General features: G+C 29.7%; 17 protein-coding genes. 7 read left to right on the top strand and 10 right to left on the bottom strand.

The genetic code is table 11. The annotated features are described in order from the left end of the window. Positions 1 to 7 precede the first annotated feature (7 nt). From ygiD to ACREV6_RS12570, 3 genes are all read right to left on the bottom strand, one after another. Complete coding sequence (gene ygiD / locus ACREV6_RS12580; RefSeq protein ID WP_431578378.1) at positions 8 to 784, bottom strand: 4,5-DOPA-extradiol-dioxygenase; 777 nt, start codon at positions 782 to 784, stop codon at positions 8 to 10. Positions 785 to 1024: 240 nt separating this feature from the next. Then, entirely contained in the window at positions 1025 to 1648 is a 624-nt protein-coding gene (locus ACREV6_RS12575; RefSeq protein ID WP_431578377.1) for a DUF3793 family protein, read from the bottom strand. A 36-nt stretch (positions 1649 to 1684) separates the two neighbouring features. Beyond that, the gene (locus ACREV6_RS12570) at positions 1685 to 2113 is read right to left on the bottom strand and encodes a flavodoxin (protein ID WP_431578376.1); all 429 of its coding nucleotides are present in this window, start codon (positions 2111 to 2113) and stop codon (positions 1685 to 1687) included. Between the two features lie 211 nt (positions 2114 to 2324). On the opposite strand from ACREV6_RS12570, the gene ACREV6_RS12565 reads away from it, so the two are divergent. From ACREV6_RS12565 to ACREV6_RS12550, 4 genes are all read left to right on the top strand, one after another. Next, positions 2325 to 2969, top strand: coding sequence for a helix-turn-helix domain-containing protein (locus ACREV6_RS12565; protein WP_431578375.1), 645 nt, complete (start codon positions 2325 to 2327; stop codon positions 2967 to 2969). A gap of 130 nt (positions 2970 to 3099) precedes the next feature. Beyond that, positions 3100 to 3315, top strand: coding sequence for a FeoA family protein (locus tag ACREV6_RS12560; RefSeq protein ID WP_431578374.1), 216 nt, complete (start codon positions 3100 to 3102; stop codon positions 3313 to 3315). Positions 3316 to 3445: 130 nt separating this feature from the next. Next, positions 3446 to 5392, top strand: coding sequence for a ferrous iron transport protein B (gene feoB / locus ACREV6_RS12555; RefSeq protein WP_431578373.1), 1947 nt, complete (start codon positions 3446 to 3448; stop codon positions 5390 to 5392). Continuing rightward, positions 5392 to 5532 carry a FeoB-associated Cys-rich membrane protein gene (locus ACREV6_RS12550; RefSeq protein WP_431578372.1) on the top strand — a complete coding sequence of 47 codons (141 nt, stop codon included), beginning with the start codon at positions 5392 to 5394 and terminating at the stop codon, positions 5530 to 5532. The genes feoB and ACREV6_RS12550 overlap by 1 nt, the downstream gene beginning before the upstream one ends. Positions 5533 to 5714: 182 nt before the next feature. Here ACREV6_RS12550 and ACREV6_RS12545 read toward each other — a convergent pair whose 3' ends face one another. Both ACREV6_RS12545 and ACREV6_RS12540 read right to left on the bottom strand, forming a co-directional pair. Next, complete coding sequence (locus ACREV6_RS12545) at positions 5715 to 6104, bottom strand: VOC family protein (RefSeq protein ID WP_431578371.1); 390 nt, start codon at positions 6102 to 6104, stop codon at positions 5715 to 5717. Between the two features lie 225 nt (positions 6105 to 6329). Further along, entirely contained in the window at positions 6330 to 6788 is a 459-nt protein-coding gene (locus ACREV6_RS12540) for an 8-oxo-dGTP diphosphatase (protein WP_431578370.1), read from the bottom strand. Positions 6789 to 7392: 604 nt separating this feature from the next. Between ACREV6_RS12540 and ACREV6_RS12535 the strand changes: the two genes are divergently transcribed. After that, positions 7393 to 8013: an HD-GYP domain-containing protein gene (locus tag ACREV6_RS12535; RefSeq protein ID WP_431578369.1), complete on the top strand. Its 621-nt coding sequence runs from the start codon at positions 7393 to 7395 to the stop codon at positions 8011 to 8013. A gap of 81 nt (positions 8014 to 8094) precedes the next feature. Continuing rightward, positions 8095 to 8388, top strand: a complete 294-nt coding sequence (locus tag ACREV6_RS12530; RefSeq protein WP_431578368.1) for a DUF2325 domain-containing protein — start codon at positions 8095 to 8097, stop codon at positions 8386 to 8388. Between the two features lie 188 nt (positions 8389 to 8576). On the opposite strand, the gene ACREV6_RS12525 is transcribed toward ACREV6_RS12530, so the two are convergent. The 5 genes from ACREV6_RS12525 to ACREV6_RS12505 all read right to left on the bottom strand — a co-directional run bounded on the left by ACREV6_RS12525 (position 8577) and on the right by ACREV6_RS12505 (position 11944). Continuing rightward, on the bottom strand, positions 8577 to 9329 hold the full coding sequence (locus ACREV6_RS12525) for an NYN domain-containing protein (RefSeq protein WP_431578367.1): 753 nt from the start codon (positions 9327 to 9329) through the stop codon (positions 8577 to 8579). Positions 9330 to 9382: 53 nt separating this feature from the next. Next, on the bottom strand, positions 9383 to 9766 hold the full coding sequence (locus ACREV6_RS12520; RefSeq protein WP_431578366.1) for a PH domain-containing protein: 384 nt from the start codon (positions 9764 to 9766) through the stop codon (positions 9383 to 9385). 160 nt (positions 9767 to 9926) lie between these two features. After that, on the bottom strand, positions 9927 to 10676 hold the full coding sequence (locus tag ACREV6_RS12515; protein WP_431578365.1) for a hypothetical protein: 750 nt from the start codon (positions 10674 to 10676) through the stop codon (positions 9927 to 9929). Beyond that, a complete protein-coding gene (locus tag ACREV6_RS12510; protein ID WP_431578364.1) occupies positions 10663 to 11550 on the bottom strand; it encodes an ATP-binding cassette domain-containing protein in 888 nt (295 codons plus the stop codon). The genes ACREV6_RS12515 and ACREV6_RS12510 overlap by 14 nt, the downstream gene beginning before the upstream one ends. A 1-nt stretch (position 11551) precedes the next feature. Next, positions 11552 to 11944, bottom strand: coding sequence for a GntR family transcriptional regulator (locus ACREV6_RS12505; RefSeq protein WP_431578363.1), 393 nt, complete (start codon positions 11942 to 11944; stop codon positions 11552 to 11554). Positions 11945 to 12217: 273 nt separating this feature from the next. Between ACREV6_RS12505 and ACREV6_RS12500 the strand changes: the two genes are divergently transcribed. Then, the gene (locus ACREV6_RS12500; RefSeq protein WP_431578362.1) at positions 12218 to 13639 is read left to right on the top strand and encodes a L,D-transpeptidase family protein; all 1422 of its coding nucleotides are present in this window, start codon (positions 12218 to 12220) and stop codon (positions 13637 to 13639) included. Positions 13640 to 13740 lie beyond the last annotated feature (101 nt).

Raw genomic sequence — 13740 nt, 5'->3', positions numbered from 1 at the left:
TCTTTTGTTAACCAATTTGTATACTGGTCATAGACATTGAACTATGTTGTATACCTTTATATATAAAATTAACTTCATCTGATTCTTCTTGCAATCCAGCTATATAAAGTAAGGGCAAATAATGTTCATTAGTAGGTACAGATAATTCAGCACTTTTACCTAATTTTTCATAGTGGATAATATTATCATGCCTTCTACTTACAATAGCCTCTGTAATATAATTATCAAATTCAGATGCCCAGTCAAATGGTTTTGCATCCATTTCATAATTCATAATTCTTAAGTTATGAACTATGTCTCCACTTCCTATTATTAAAATTCCTTTTTCACGAAGCACAGATAGTTTTTTTCCAAGGTTATAATGGTAGTTCGCATCACCTAACCTATTTAAACTCATTTGAAATACAGGGATATCGGCTTTGGGATACATATGTGTTAGTACAGACCAAGCCCCATGGTCTAGACCCCATTCTTCAGTGAGCATAACATTACAATCCGCGAGTTCTTCTGCAACCATTTCTGCATATTTTTTAGCACCAGTTGGACTATATTTCACATTATAGAGTTCCTCCGGAAATCCATAAAAATCATAGATTTGTTTAGGTGCATCACTTACTGTAATATAAGTACCATCGGTCTCCCAATGGGCAGAAATCACTAAAATCGCTTCTGGCTTTGGAATATTTTCTATTGATTTACAAATAGCTTCCGTATAGGAATTGTTTAAAATTGCATTCATAGGACTACCATGTCCAATAAATAATACTGGCATTTTTTTATTCATTTATAATTACCCCCTCATAAAATTTCATACACTTAGTGTATCACAATTTTTTTCACAGAGATTAACATGCATTAAATGTTGGTTACTTAATCTTAATATTTTTTTGTTTGAATCAAAAAAGCTCTTGATAAATCAAGAGCTTAGATGGTTACTAAATTTAATGTATTTTTCTTTAACGACATTTCAGAAGGAAAGTCTCCCACTTCTATAAGTGGGAGTCTAAATCTCCTTCTGAAGTCGTTAATTGCAGCATCGCAGATGATGATTTAATAGTTCTGTGGGTTTCATCCCTCTCATCATTAATTGTATAATAGAATGTTTTATTTCATCATACTTACTGAAAATAACTTCTGCACTTTCAATATCATGATACACTTTCCAATAGCCTACCATTTTACATTTAGTGTTGGGAGAATCAACAAATGATGCCACGTCTTCTATAGGATATCCTAGAAAAATTCCAATTTCATGAGGGCACATATATTGGAATCTCTCCCCTAAAAGTGACAAGCATTGCTTAATATCCATATCTTCCTTGTATCCAAATCTCTTTAAGAATTCCATGTTTTTGTTATCCCTTATACTTAAATTAATCTTTTCTTTATTATAAAATAGTACAAATGTATTTGTTGTATCCTTTTTCAATTCAAAGTAATCAACATCTAGTTTATCTTTCACTTCATTTTTATATTTTTCCCATATACCATTTAAATTTCTATTACTATTACTGAAATTAATTAAAGAGGATGTCTTATGTTTTCTTATAGTTGGTGCCGCATTACGTATTATTACTGAAAATAGGTATTCCAGGTCATCATAATCATCTATAATCTTTAAAAATTTACTTAACTCTTCTATTTTCATAAAACATCCTCCATTACCTTTGTATTCAAACTATTTTTAAGCTTTTGATAATAACTCACCTATTTCCTTGCACTTTTCAATACCTTCTTTTTCCGCAGCATAATTAATTATAAGTCCTTCTGCTATAACCTTAGCACCATATCCTTCCATTCTATCTTGCCAATTAATCATCCATTCACCATTACCCCATCCATAAGAACCAAATAATATAGTATTTTTACCATTTACCACACTGGCAATTGAATCAATAAATGGTTCCATTTCTGATTCCTCAAGCTCCTCAGTTCCCATAGATGGACATCCAAATGCTACTGCATCTGCATTTAAAACATCCTGGGCTTTTGCATCTCCTACATTAAGTAATCTAACATTTGTATCTCCATTTTTTGAACCTTCCATAATCCACTGCGCCATAGCCTCTGTATTCCCTGTTCCACTCCAATAAATAATTACTATATTTTTCAAATCTTCTTCCTCCTCATATAAGATATTATTTAGATCTATATTAAATATATACTTAGTTAAATTAATCTATAAATTTAATATCTACTTCAGTTAGCTCTTGCATTTCACATCTATTGATATTGATTATCGTTCTTATTTATATTATAATACAATTAAGTTAAGCTTTTTTTAAAATTATCACTATATTTTTTAAAAATATTAAGGAGATGCTATGAAAAATTTACTAAATCACACTGAACTTGCCACAAATATTAGAAATAACAACTTAGAAATTGCCAACTCCCTATACATAGAAAAGATAAATATAGTTCTATCTTTATCGGATCACCCAACTCAATTAAAAAAACTACTCTATTCAATGAACAGCTTTATATACACCTATTTCTGTATCAATAGCTCAATAACCTTGGAGGACTTATGTTATAAGAATCTTAATTGCATTGACACTTGTCATTTAAAGAAGGACTTAATCGCTTTAGGAGAAGAAATTATTAAAAGCTATATAGAAGCAATCCATCATGATACCTCAACATCAGAAAATGAAATTATAAAACATGCTTTGACTTATATTAGCTCAAATATTAAAAATAAGATAAGTTTAGAAAAAGTTGCAGCTCATATTCATATAAGTAGCAACTACTTATGTTATCTTTTTAAAGAAAATACTGGTTTTAAATTTTGCGAATATATAAATATATGTAGAATAAATGTAGCAAAAGATTTTTTGGATAATTCTTCTAATACCTTAGAAATAATTTCTTTTAAGTGTGGTTTTAATAGTCAAAGCCATTTTTCTACAACCTTCAAGAAATATGTAGGCATACCTCCTAATGTATATAAAAAAAGGTCAAAATAAGAATAATATCCGATTTTTATTTAATTATAAATTCCGATTCCCAATCTATTGACATTTTCATTTGAAAATGATATTCTTTATCAGTAGCTATTAGGTAAGTAGTCAGACAACACAGTGAGGTGATTATATTATGGTATTATCAAAAGCAAATATTGGTCAAACTTTTAATATTAAACAAGTTGAAGGGAAAGAAAAGATGAAGAAATTTCTTTTTACTTTAGGCTGTTTTGAGGGAGAAGAGATTACTCTCATCTCTAAACTTGCAGGAAACTATGTGGTTAATATTAAAGATAGTAGATATGCACTTGATGAAAATATGGCAAAATCTATTATGTTATGTACATAAGATATGAGTTAATTTTTTCATTTAATATTACGTCATTGATATGCTATAAAGTATAGCATATTATTTTTGCTCTATAGTTGATAATGATTATTAATATTAAATGAATTTATATAATAAGGGGGAATTTACTATGAAAATAGCATTAGCGGGTAATCCTAATTCAGGGAAGACTACACTGTACAATGGTATTACAGGAAAAACAGAACATGTAGGAAATTGGTCTGGTGTTACTGTATCAAAGAAGGAAGCAAATCTCAAGAAAAAGTATAATCCTAAAGGGCTTGATGTTAAAATTGTTGACCTTCCAGGTACATACTCCATTTCACCATTTACTGGTGAAGAAGCGATTACTAGGGATTTTATCTTAGAACAAGCGCCGGATGTAATTATTAATATTATTGATGGGGCCAACGTTAGTAGAAGTCTATTCTTTACAACTCAGCTTCTTGAGCTGGGAATTCCGGTATTGGTTGCACTTAATAAAAGCGACATTATATCCAAAAGAGGAGATACTATAGATCAAATTGCTTTAAGTAAGGCATTAAATTGTAATGTTGTCGCCACTACTGCCACATCAGAAGATGGATTATTAGATTTAATTAATGAAGCTATTAAACTGGGACAACAGAAGCAACCTCAAATTGCAACTAGTTTTGCAAGCAAAGATTCAGATGTAGCAAGACAAAAGTTTGTAGATGGAATTGCAATCAATTGCCTTGTTAAAAAAAGAGATGCAACTAAGATAACTTTGGGGGATAAAATTGATAGAGTTGTAGCTCATAAATGGTTGGGGTTACCTATATTTTTCATGATTATGTGGGCTGTATTTGCATTTTCTATAGAAGGTCTAGGTGGATATCTATCAGACTACTTTAATGATGTAGTGTTTGGAGAAATTGTTCCAAATGCCGCAAATGCTTTTTTAGGGGGACTGGGAGTTAATTCACTATTGCAAGCCCTTATAGTAGATGGTGTTATTGGCGGCATTGGAGCGGTTGTGGGGTTTTTGCCTTTAGTTATGCTATTATTCTTTTGCTTATCACTACTTGAAGACTGTGGATATATGGCTAGAGTAGCAGTGGTAATGGATCGTTTTTTCAAAAAAATTGGATTATCAGGTAAGTCTATTATACCGATGATAGTAGGTTCTGGTTGTGCCATTCCAGGTGTTATGGCAACGAGAACAATAGAAGATGTTAATCAAAGGAGAATGACTATAATGCTTACTCCTTTTGTACCTTGTGGTGCTAAACTACCAATTATAGCCCTGTTTGTGGCTGTATTTTTCCCGAAAAATTCTTGGGTTGGACCAAGTATGTACCTTATTGCATTTACAATGATTGCAATTGGAGGACTTTTACTCAAGAAAATTTTTGTATGGGAGAACACCTCACAATTTATTATGGAGCTTCCAGATTATAAATTGCCTAGTTTAAAATATGCTTTTCTTCAAATGCTAGATAAAGCAAAAGCTTTTATTTATAAAGCTACAACCATTATACTTGTATGCAATACCGCTGTGTGGTTTGCACAAGCATATGGCTGGAATCTTAGTCCTGTAGAAGATCAGAGTTTAAGTATCCTTGCTTCAATTGGCACCATAATTTCTCCTATTTTTATTCCACTTGGATTTGTTGGATGGCAGCTTGCAGCTGCAGCAATAACAGGTTTTATTGCAAAAGAAAATATTGTTGCTACATTTGCTGTACTATTGGCTGTAACTTCGGAAGATGCATTACATTTACCTGGAGGTGCTTTAACACAATTTTTCACTCCAGTGACAGCTTTTGCATATCTTGTATTTAATTTATTTACTCCACCTTGCTTTGCAGCAATTGGAGCTATGAATTCGGAAATGGGTTCGAAAAAATGGTTATTTAAAGGTTTGGCTTTCCAGTTTAGCATTGGATACATTTTAGCTATGCTAGTAACCCAAATTGGTTCATTAGTAGTATACGGAACACCTGCAGTAGGTTTTATACCAGCTATAGTGATAGCCGCTATTACTGTAATTTACCTTGTTATAACTATTAGAAAAGCGGATTCTAAACGTGCTGAATTAGGAGTTGATGCGTAATGCTTACTAATATAATAGTTGGTTTAGTTTTTGCAAGTATTTTAGTATTTGCTTTTAAAAAAGCTTATAGTGATGCCAAAAATAATAAATGTAGTTGCGGTAGCAGTTGTTCTGATAAAAGTAAATGTAACAAACGCTAATTAGCATTAATGGATAAAAGAGGTGATACATCAAAATAAGAATTTCGATGTATCACCTCTTTTATATTTTATTCTTTATTTCTAATATAGCAACCATATATAACACTTGGGAACAAGCTTATACAAAATAGTAATATAAACCATTGTGTTAATTTATTCAAATAAAATTAGAACTATCAGCCTTATTCTGTTATCTCTATTCGATTTCCATCAGGGTCCAAAATGCAACTCTCATAATAACCATCTCCTGTATAACGAGGTTCACTTACCACCCTGTACCCTGCATTTTTTAATGTTTCGGTAAGTCTATTGACTTTTTCAATACTCCCTACAGAAATAGCAATATGAATTAAACCAATATATTGGTTAATAGTATCATTTAAATTGGAAGGGATTGTAGGCATCTGCATAACTTCAAGTCTAGCACCTGATTCAAATTTAATAAAATATGATTCAAAATGTTTTTTTATATTAATATATTTATCTCCAGAAATGCCATCAAAATAATTCTCATAAAATTTCTTTGATTTTTCAATATTTTTAGTCCATATAGCTACATGTTCAATTTTCATATTAGCACATCCCTTAATCTTAAATTTATAGAAATTATAACATTATCGATACTAAGTGCATCTCCTTCTTTAGCTCCGGAAGGTAAATTAATCTTTTAATGTACATCATAGTTCTATTTTCTTTTTCACATTTTCCTTCAATATATTATAAATCATTAAAAAAATCCTCCGTGGTTTTTAAATATAAGCAATCTTTACATTTCAATATATTACTCATATAAATAATTAATATAATCTAATTATCCAATCATCACCTGTTTTGTTGCGTTCATACATAAACTCACTATAACAATCTGAATCAAATACATTCAATAAATCCATAAAATCATTTACTAACGTATAATCATTTATTGAGTCCCTATCAACCCATCTCATTTCTCCTTCATCAGAAGAAATTAAAGTACCTTCAAATTTATCTGTCTTAAACAATAATACAATATATCGTTCATCTTCATCTGTTTGAAATTGCTTTACTCCACATAATTTAGGCTCTCTTATAGTTAATCCTGTTTCTTCATACATCTCACGAATAACTGCTTGAACGAATGATTCTTCTTTTTCTACATGTCCTCCTGGAAACGTAATTCCACGCCAATCTTTTTTAACCCTGTCTTGAAGTAATATCTTATTTCCATCATAAAGCATACACAAAACTGTTACTATCGCTTTTTCACACTTACTCATTCTTTATCTCCTTACTAAAACAAATTAAAATCTATAGTGAATTTTTTTTGCAATTCCCAATCGTTGTTACCATTATATAACATAACAGTAAAAATAGGAATAGTCCAAGCTTTACTGCACCATATTTCCCTAATTCGTCACAAGTAAAAACGCCACAAACTTTTATTTTTTGTGACGCCTAATATGGATATTTTGTAGTTTTTTTGCAAATTCCTGTAGATCTTTATTCTTCTAATTAATCGGAGGCCTCTCCCAACAGAAATAATAAAAAAACTGCCCCTTTACCGAGCCTATACAAAATAAAAGAATTAGAGAAGCATAACACATATTATTGAATTCATATTTAAATATTTAAGGCCGGTTAAGTGTAATTAAGTAAATTTTTCATAGCATCTCCTTAATATTTTAAAAAAAGATAGTAATAATTTTAAAAAACCCCTACCTTAAATATATTATAATATAATTAATAACGATAATCAATATCAATATAGTAGTGTATAAACTAAATCTAAAAATGCAATTAAAATTATAGTAATATTTTTTTCTAGGCGTTAATGAATACACATAGAAAGTAATATTTAGAATTGGATTAAGGAGATATAAAATGTTCAAAAATTTGTTAGTTAGATTTAGAGATAAAGAAATATATCACGACATAATTGAAAGCTTAGTCACAGCACTTGAAGCCAAAGATACTTATACAAGTGGTCACTCAGAAAGAGTTGCATTCACCTCATATAAACTTTCAAAAGGGCTAGGAATTAAAGGTGTTGAATTAGAAAATATACATATAGCAGCGCATTTACATGATATAGGTAAAATAGGAGTTCCAGATAAAATCTTAAATAAAACCGAAAAATTATTGCCACATGAATGGGAACATATAAAAATGCATCCCAAGATAGGCTTTAATATTTTAAGTAAATCAAAGAATTTAAAATATATAAGTAAAATAGTTCTTTATCACCATGAAAGATGGGATGGAAAGGGATATCCACGAGGACTATCTGGAATTGATATACCACTGGGATCAAGAATAATTGCAGTATGCGATTCTATTGATGCTATGACATCTGATAGACCTTATAGAAAGTCTATGAGTTTTGAAGAAAGCATTAATGAAATAATTAATAATTCAGGATTAATGTTTGATCCTGTGGTAGTTCAGTATATCGTAGACAACATGAATACAGCAAGAAAATTTTTAGAACCTAAAAACACTTAATTCTAAACGGTGTTAATATTTATAAAAACAATAATAATAATAATAATAATAATAATAATATGTATAAAAGGGAGTGAAACTATGGGAATATTACTCATAGGTGGAGATAATCTTGGTAGTATTACTAAAAATCTGATGAAGAATGGATTCAACGACGTAGAACATATAACTGGTAGAAAAAATGATGCTAAAAATTTCAGAATACCTCGAAATATAGATTTAGTAATGGTTCTGGTAGACTTTGTAGGTCACCAATTAACAACGGTTGTTAAAGAAGAATCAAGGAAATCTAATGTGAAAGTTGCATTCTCTAAACGTTCATGGACACATATGGAAAAAGAAATACAAAAGTACATTAAGGAGATAGAGGTTTAATAAAAATAAAGACATTAAATACGAACTTCCCATCTCCCATATTTTCCTAATTGCAATGAAATTAAATAGAAAAAACATACCAGGTAAAGTAATTATACTTGGTATGTTTAATGCTATTTTATAAATTTCGAGGAAATTTTTGACGATTTGCTTATGAACTTTAAAATATCAAGTGTTGCAGGGTTAATTTATTCTTTATTTCTAATATATTTAAGACTTATACTTGGATTGCTAGTTTTTGTTGATCTAATCTCAAAATGATTTAGAGATGCTACAAAAGGTGTAAGCTTTGTATACCCATAATTTCTGGTATCAAAATCCGGATATCTTTTATTAAGGGTGCTACCTAATTCGCCTAAAAATGCCCAACCGTCTTCATCTGAAATCTCAGTTATAATAGTTTTAATAGCTTCTACTAATTTATCGGTACTTGTCATACCAAGTTTTGATTCTTCCTGTATTTGTATTCCTTTAACAGTAATGATTTCGTTATGTTTTGGTGACATTGAAGCTAATACCTCAAGATATTTAAATTTCTCACAAGCTGAGATGAAAGGTGTAGGAGTTTTCCTTTCTCCCATGCCAATAACATACATACCAGCTTCTCTTAGGCGTGCTGCAAGTTTAGTAAAATCACTATCACTAGAAACAATGCAAAAACCATCAACGTTCTTTGAATAGAGTATATCCATGGCATCAATTATAAGGGCTGCATCTGTTGAATTTTTGCCTGTAGTATAGCTATATTGTTGAATTGGGCTAATAGAATAATTAAGCAATACATTCTTCCAAGATGCTAGTTGCGGTTTGGTCCAATCCCCATAAATTCTTTTATAAGTAGGTGTTCCATGATTTGAAATTTCGTCAATTATATACTTTATATATTTATCAGATACATTGTCAGCATCAATCAAAACTGCTATTTTTTTATCCTTTTCCATTTTTGTCTCCTTCACACCTAATCTATTTAAAGTGCTTAAAATTTCTATGTACTCTAATTTATAATGAAATTATTTATTAAATTATATACTCTTAATAATAGTTGGTCCATATTTTTACTCTCCATAAACTTTAGTTCTATTGTCACTCCACCAGCTAATATTAGTTTTATTTCTGGACCTAAATCAAATGTACCTTCTGTTTCAACTGCATAAGTAATAATACTTTTAAAAGGTATAGTATAATATTCAACTTTTTTGCCTGTAGATCCCTGTTTATCAGCAACCAGAATACGTTTATCAGTAAAAACAGCCATATCTCTTACTGTTTTAACAACAAAACATACTTTTTCATTTGGAGAAATAAATGATTTTAGTGTATCCGATATTGGAATTTCCTCATAAAAATTAAAAACCTTATTGAAATTTACTGATGCCACAGCACAACCCCCTAATATATTATATAACTTTTTATCCTAAATAAATTATATACTATGGAGTAATTGTTTACAACTCTAATATAAAAGGTACCACCTCAATTTATCCATTATAATTTAATTGATTAAACTATAGTGGATAGAAATGGTACATTTTATTGCCTTAAACTTTTTTAACCACTGCTCTTCTAACAAGCATATAAACAAAAAACATTACTATTAGAAATAAACATATAAATGTCATTACAGCAATATAAGAGTTCCTTGTGCTTATTCCAAATATATTATCAACAAAAATTGCTACTTTTTTTCCAAACTCAGGAGAATTATAAGAAATATTTCCCAATATAGCCGCAATAACTAATGGGCTTAAAGATACTAAAATTTTCATTATTTTATTACATTTGGAATATATCAAAGTTATTAATAACCCTATTGCAAACGCTACAATATAAAAAGCAAATAAAAAGGTAACTGTTCCAAATAGTGTTCCTATGCTATTACTTTGTATCCATACTTCTTTATTTAGATAGATACCAGTAAAGTTATTATAGCTCATATCATACATTGTTGGACCTGGCGCAAATACATTATAAACTCTATTTATTATTACATCAATCATAGACATACCTAAAGCTGTTGGCAAAATAGCTATTACTACAGATTTAAAATAATCTTCTCTAGAAATATTATTAGCTTGGGCGAAATAAAAATTTTCTTTGAAAAAGTTTAACCCTAGGACTAATAAAAATATCATGGATGAAAACTCAATCCCAGATGCACTAGTATTTCCTCCATAAAATTCACTTATCAAAGTTATGCTTGTCATTACAGCTATCAGAATGCAATAATAAATTATTATTGCTTTAAGACTGATTATAATATTATATTTAGCAAGTTTATAACTTTTCATTGTTTCCTCCCCCTTCATTGGTCAAATGAATAAATAGTTTTTGAAGCTCAACCTTTGATACTTCTAAATCTAATTTTTTCTGCTGTTTCACTTCCTTATCACCATTTTCCCCCATTATAACGGCTGATTTAAAAGATGACATTTCATCTATACTTATACAATTCTTATCTTTAATATACTCATCTATATTTTTATTTAACCCAGATACACAGTAGCATTTAGCCAATAATGCTTCAACACTTTCATCATTAATTATTTTACCATCCTTAAGGATAACTATCTTTTCTAATAATTGTGCAACTTCTTCTATAATATGAGTAGACAGTATAATGGTCTTAGGCTTTTCTATATAACTTTCCATAAGTTCACTATAAAACATTTCTCTATGATTGGCATCGAGTCCCAAAACTGGCTCGTCGAACATTAAAATTTCTGCACCTGATGCCATTGTATTTATAATTTTGCATATGGACGAATACCCCGTTGATAGTTCCTTAATCTTTTTATTTATATTTAATCCAAATTTTTTAGAAAGCTCTAATGCATAGGGCCTATCAAAGTTAGGATAAAATTCTTCCGTCCAATTAAAAAGCTCTTTTACTTTCATAGCCTGTGGGTATAAGGTTTGCTCTGTCATAAAATAAATATTTCCTAGGCCCTTTTTATCTTCTGACAAGTTTTCATTTTCTATAGAAATAATCCCGTAATCCGTGAAAATTCTATTATTAATAACATTTAAAAGAGTTGTCTTTCCTGCTCCATTCCTTCCGAGTAACCCATAAATTTTATTTTCTTCTATAGTTAACGATATATTATCTAATGCAAAAATATCCCCATATTTTTTACTTACATTTAAAAGCTTTATTGTAGCCATATTAAATACCCCTTTCAATCATTTTAATAATATCACTGCTTGAAATATCTAATTTCTTAGCTTCTTCTATTAAAGAGACTATATAGTTCTTATAAAAATTTTCTTTTCTTTTTCCCATTAACTTTTCTTTACCTCCAGTTACAACAAACATACCAACGCCCCTCTTTTTATATATGATTTCTTCATCTACAAGTAAATTAAACCCTTTAGCTACTGTAGCAGGATTTATTTTATACTTAACAGATATTTCTGTTGTAGATGGAATTGCAGTTTCTTCCTCAAAAATTCCCTTAAGAATCTTATCTTCAATAGCCCTGGCAATCTGCATATATATAGGTACATCATTATTAAAATCTAATTTCACAATATCACCCTCTTTACTTAATTGGTTCATTACTTATGTAACTAACTATACAACCTAATTTCTTCCTTGTCAATAGTAAATTGGTTTATTTTAGTTATAATTGAAAAAACTGTAGTTTATTTTTTTCTATTAAATTTTCTATATACAATTTACAAAATTGTGACATTTGTATATAATTTTGTGAAAAGTTTTTGTTACAATAAGATTATAACGAAAATGGAGGAAAATTCAGTGGTTAGAAAAAAGATTTTACACCTGTAAGGATATACAGAAAAATCTAAATTACATTAAAAGAGGTGTCTCATGGAAATACAACCAATTAAAAGCAGCAAATCTATGACTAAAATAAAAATTATTAAATGCCAAAAAACTATGAAAGTTATTATAATTTCTTTTTCTATTTTCCTTGTTCTATATTTAGGTATGTCAATATATTTTAGAACTCATTTTTATTTTGGTTCTGTAATTAATGGCATTAATGCTTCTGGTAAAACAGTAGAGGAATTAAATAAAGCAATATTATTAAAAAGCGAAACATACACACTAGAACTTCAAGAACGAAACGGTGTTAAAGAACAAATCATGGCGGATGACATTGGCCTTAAATATAATGCAAAGGATAAAATTCAAGTTTTAAAAGACAGTCAGAATTCTTTTAAGTGGATTCATGGGCTTTTCAATCAAAAATCTACTAAAATATATGGTATGGTGACCTATGATGAAAACCTCTTAAAAGAATGTTTTGATAAACTCTCTTGTTTTGATAGTAAGAAAGTAATTGAACCTCAAAATGCTAGCTTTAAATATTTAGATAAGAACTATGTGATTGTAAATGAAGTCATGGGTAATAAAGTAGATAGCAAGACTTTATATTCAAATATAGCAGATGCAATTCTCAAAGGAGATGCAATAGTAAATTTGGAGAGGTCAAATAACTACGTTAATCCCAAATATACTTTAAGTTCCAAAGAAATTATAGCCACTAAATCTTTGCTAAATAAATATTTAGCTTCAAAAATCACTTATACCTTTAATGGTGGCAATGAAGTTTTAGATGGTTCTACAATACATAAATGGCTTACAGTAAACGAAAACCTTGAAATTTTATTTGCTGAAAATGAAATGAAAGATTATCTAAATAAACTAGACAATAATTATGAAACATTTGGTAAGCAAAGAGAATTTGTTACATCGCTGAGAACAACCATAAAAGTCAATGGTGGAAATTATGGATGGTTAGTTGACCGTAAAGGGGAAGTTAAAGATTTAATTATGGCTATAAAAGGGGGACGATCCATAGCAAAGGAACCACGCTATCTCCAAACCGCTATATCTCATAATATTAATGATATTGGGAATACCTATGTGGAAATTAATATGACAAAACAGCATTTATGGTTTTATAAGAACAGTTCTCTTATTATTGAAGGAGATGTGGTTACTGGTGATGTAAGCAAAAAAAATTCTACACCAACAGGTGTTTATAAACTAAAATACAAAGAAAAAAATTACATGTTAAATGGAGAAGGATACAGTGTGCCTGTAAATGTTTTTATGCCCTTTAATAATGGAATCGGAATACATGATTCAGGGAGAACTGCGTTTGGCGGAAGTATATATTTGACAAATGGTTCTCATGGTTGTATAAATGCACCTAGCAAATTAGCAACTACGATATTTAATAATATTGATGTGGGCACTCCAATTATTTGTTATTTGCAGTGATTTAATCATGCCGTTTGAATCTCGTAGCGCTTTACCCCTATTTTTAATTTTTGTTGCTGATTATCAAAATACGTAAAAAATTGGCTTGTGGATTTACCACA

The organism is Clostridium sp. (genome assembly GCF_050717515.1).
GTDB lineage: Bacteria > Bacillota > Clostridia > Clostridiales > Clostridiaceae > Clostridium_AD.
This window is presented reverse-complemented; position numbering and strand designations above follow the sequence as displayed.

Excerpts from the sequence above, each read along its gene's own strand:
- ACREV6_RS12505 (WP_431578363.1), bottom strand. The coding sequence starts at position 11,944 with ATGAACCAATTAAGTAAAGAGGGTGATATTGTGAAATTAGATTTTAAT.
- ACREV6_RS12550 (WP_431578372.1), top strand. The coding sequence starts at position 5,392 with ATGCTTACTAATATAATAGTTGGTTTAGTTTTTGCAAGTATTTTAGTA.
- ACREV6_RS12565 (WP_431578375.1), top strand. The coding sequence starts at position 2,325 with ATGAAAAATTTACTAAATCACACTGAACTTGCCACAAATATTAGAAAT.
- feoB (WP_431578373.1), top strand. The coding sequence starts at position 3,446 with ATGAAAATAGCATTAGCGGGTAATCCTAATTCAGGGAAGACTACACTG.
- ygiD (WP_431578378.1), bottom strand. The coding sequence starts at position 784 with ATGAATAAAAAAATGCCAGTATTATTTATTGGACATGGTAGTCCTATG.
- ACREV6_RS12535 (WP_431578369.1), top strand. The coding sequence starts at position 7,393 with ATGTTCAAAAATTTGTTAGTTAGATTTAGAGATAAAGAAATATATCAC.
- ACREV6_RS12515 (WP_431578365.1), bottom strand. The coding sequence starts at position 10,676 with ATGAAAAGTTATAAACTTGCTAAATATAATATTATAATCAGTCTTAAA.
- ACREV6_RS12540 (WP_431578370.1), bottom strand. The coding sequence starts at position 6,788 with ATGAGTAAGTGTGAAAAAGCGATAGTAACAGTTTTGTGTATGCTTTAT.
- ACREV6_RS12545 (WP_431578371.1), bottom strand. The coding sequence starts at position 6,104 with ATGAAAATTGAACATGTAGCTATATGGACTAAAAATATTGAAAAATCA.
- ACREV6_RS12575 (WP_431578377.1), bottom strand. The coding sequence starts at position 1,648 with ATGAAAATAGAAGAGTTAAGTAAATTTTTAAAGATTATAGATGATTAT.
- ACREV6_RS12560 (WP_431578374.1), top strand. The coding sequence starts at position 3,100 with ATGGTATTATCAAAAGCAAATATTGGTCAAACTTTTAATATTAAACAA.
- ACREV6_RS12525 (WP_431578367.1), bottom strand. The coding sequence starts at position 9,329 with ATGGAAAAGGATAAAAAAATAGCAGTTTTGATTGATGCTGACAATGTA.
- ACREV6_RS12510 (WP_431578364.1), bottom strand. The coding sequence starts at position 11,550 with ATGGCTACAATAAAGCTTTTAAATGTAAGTAAAAAATATGGGGATATT.
- ACREV6_RS12500 (WP_431578362.1), top strand. The coding sequence starts at position 12,218 with ATGGAAATACAACCAATTAAAAGCAGCAAATCTATGACTAAAATAAAA.
- ACREV6_RS12530 (WP_431578368.1), top strand. The coding sequence starts at position 8,095 with ATGGGAATATTACTCATAGGTGGAGATAATCTTGGTAGTATTACTAAA.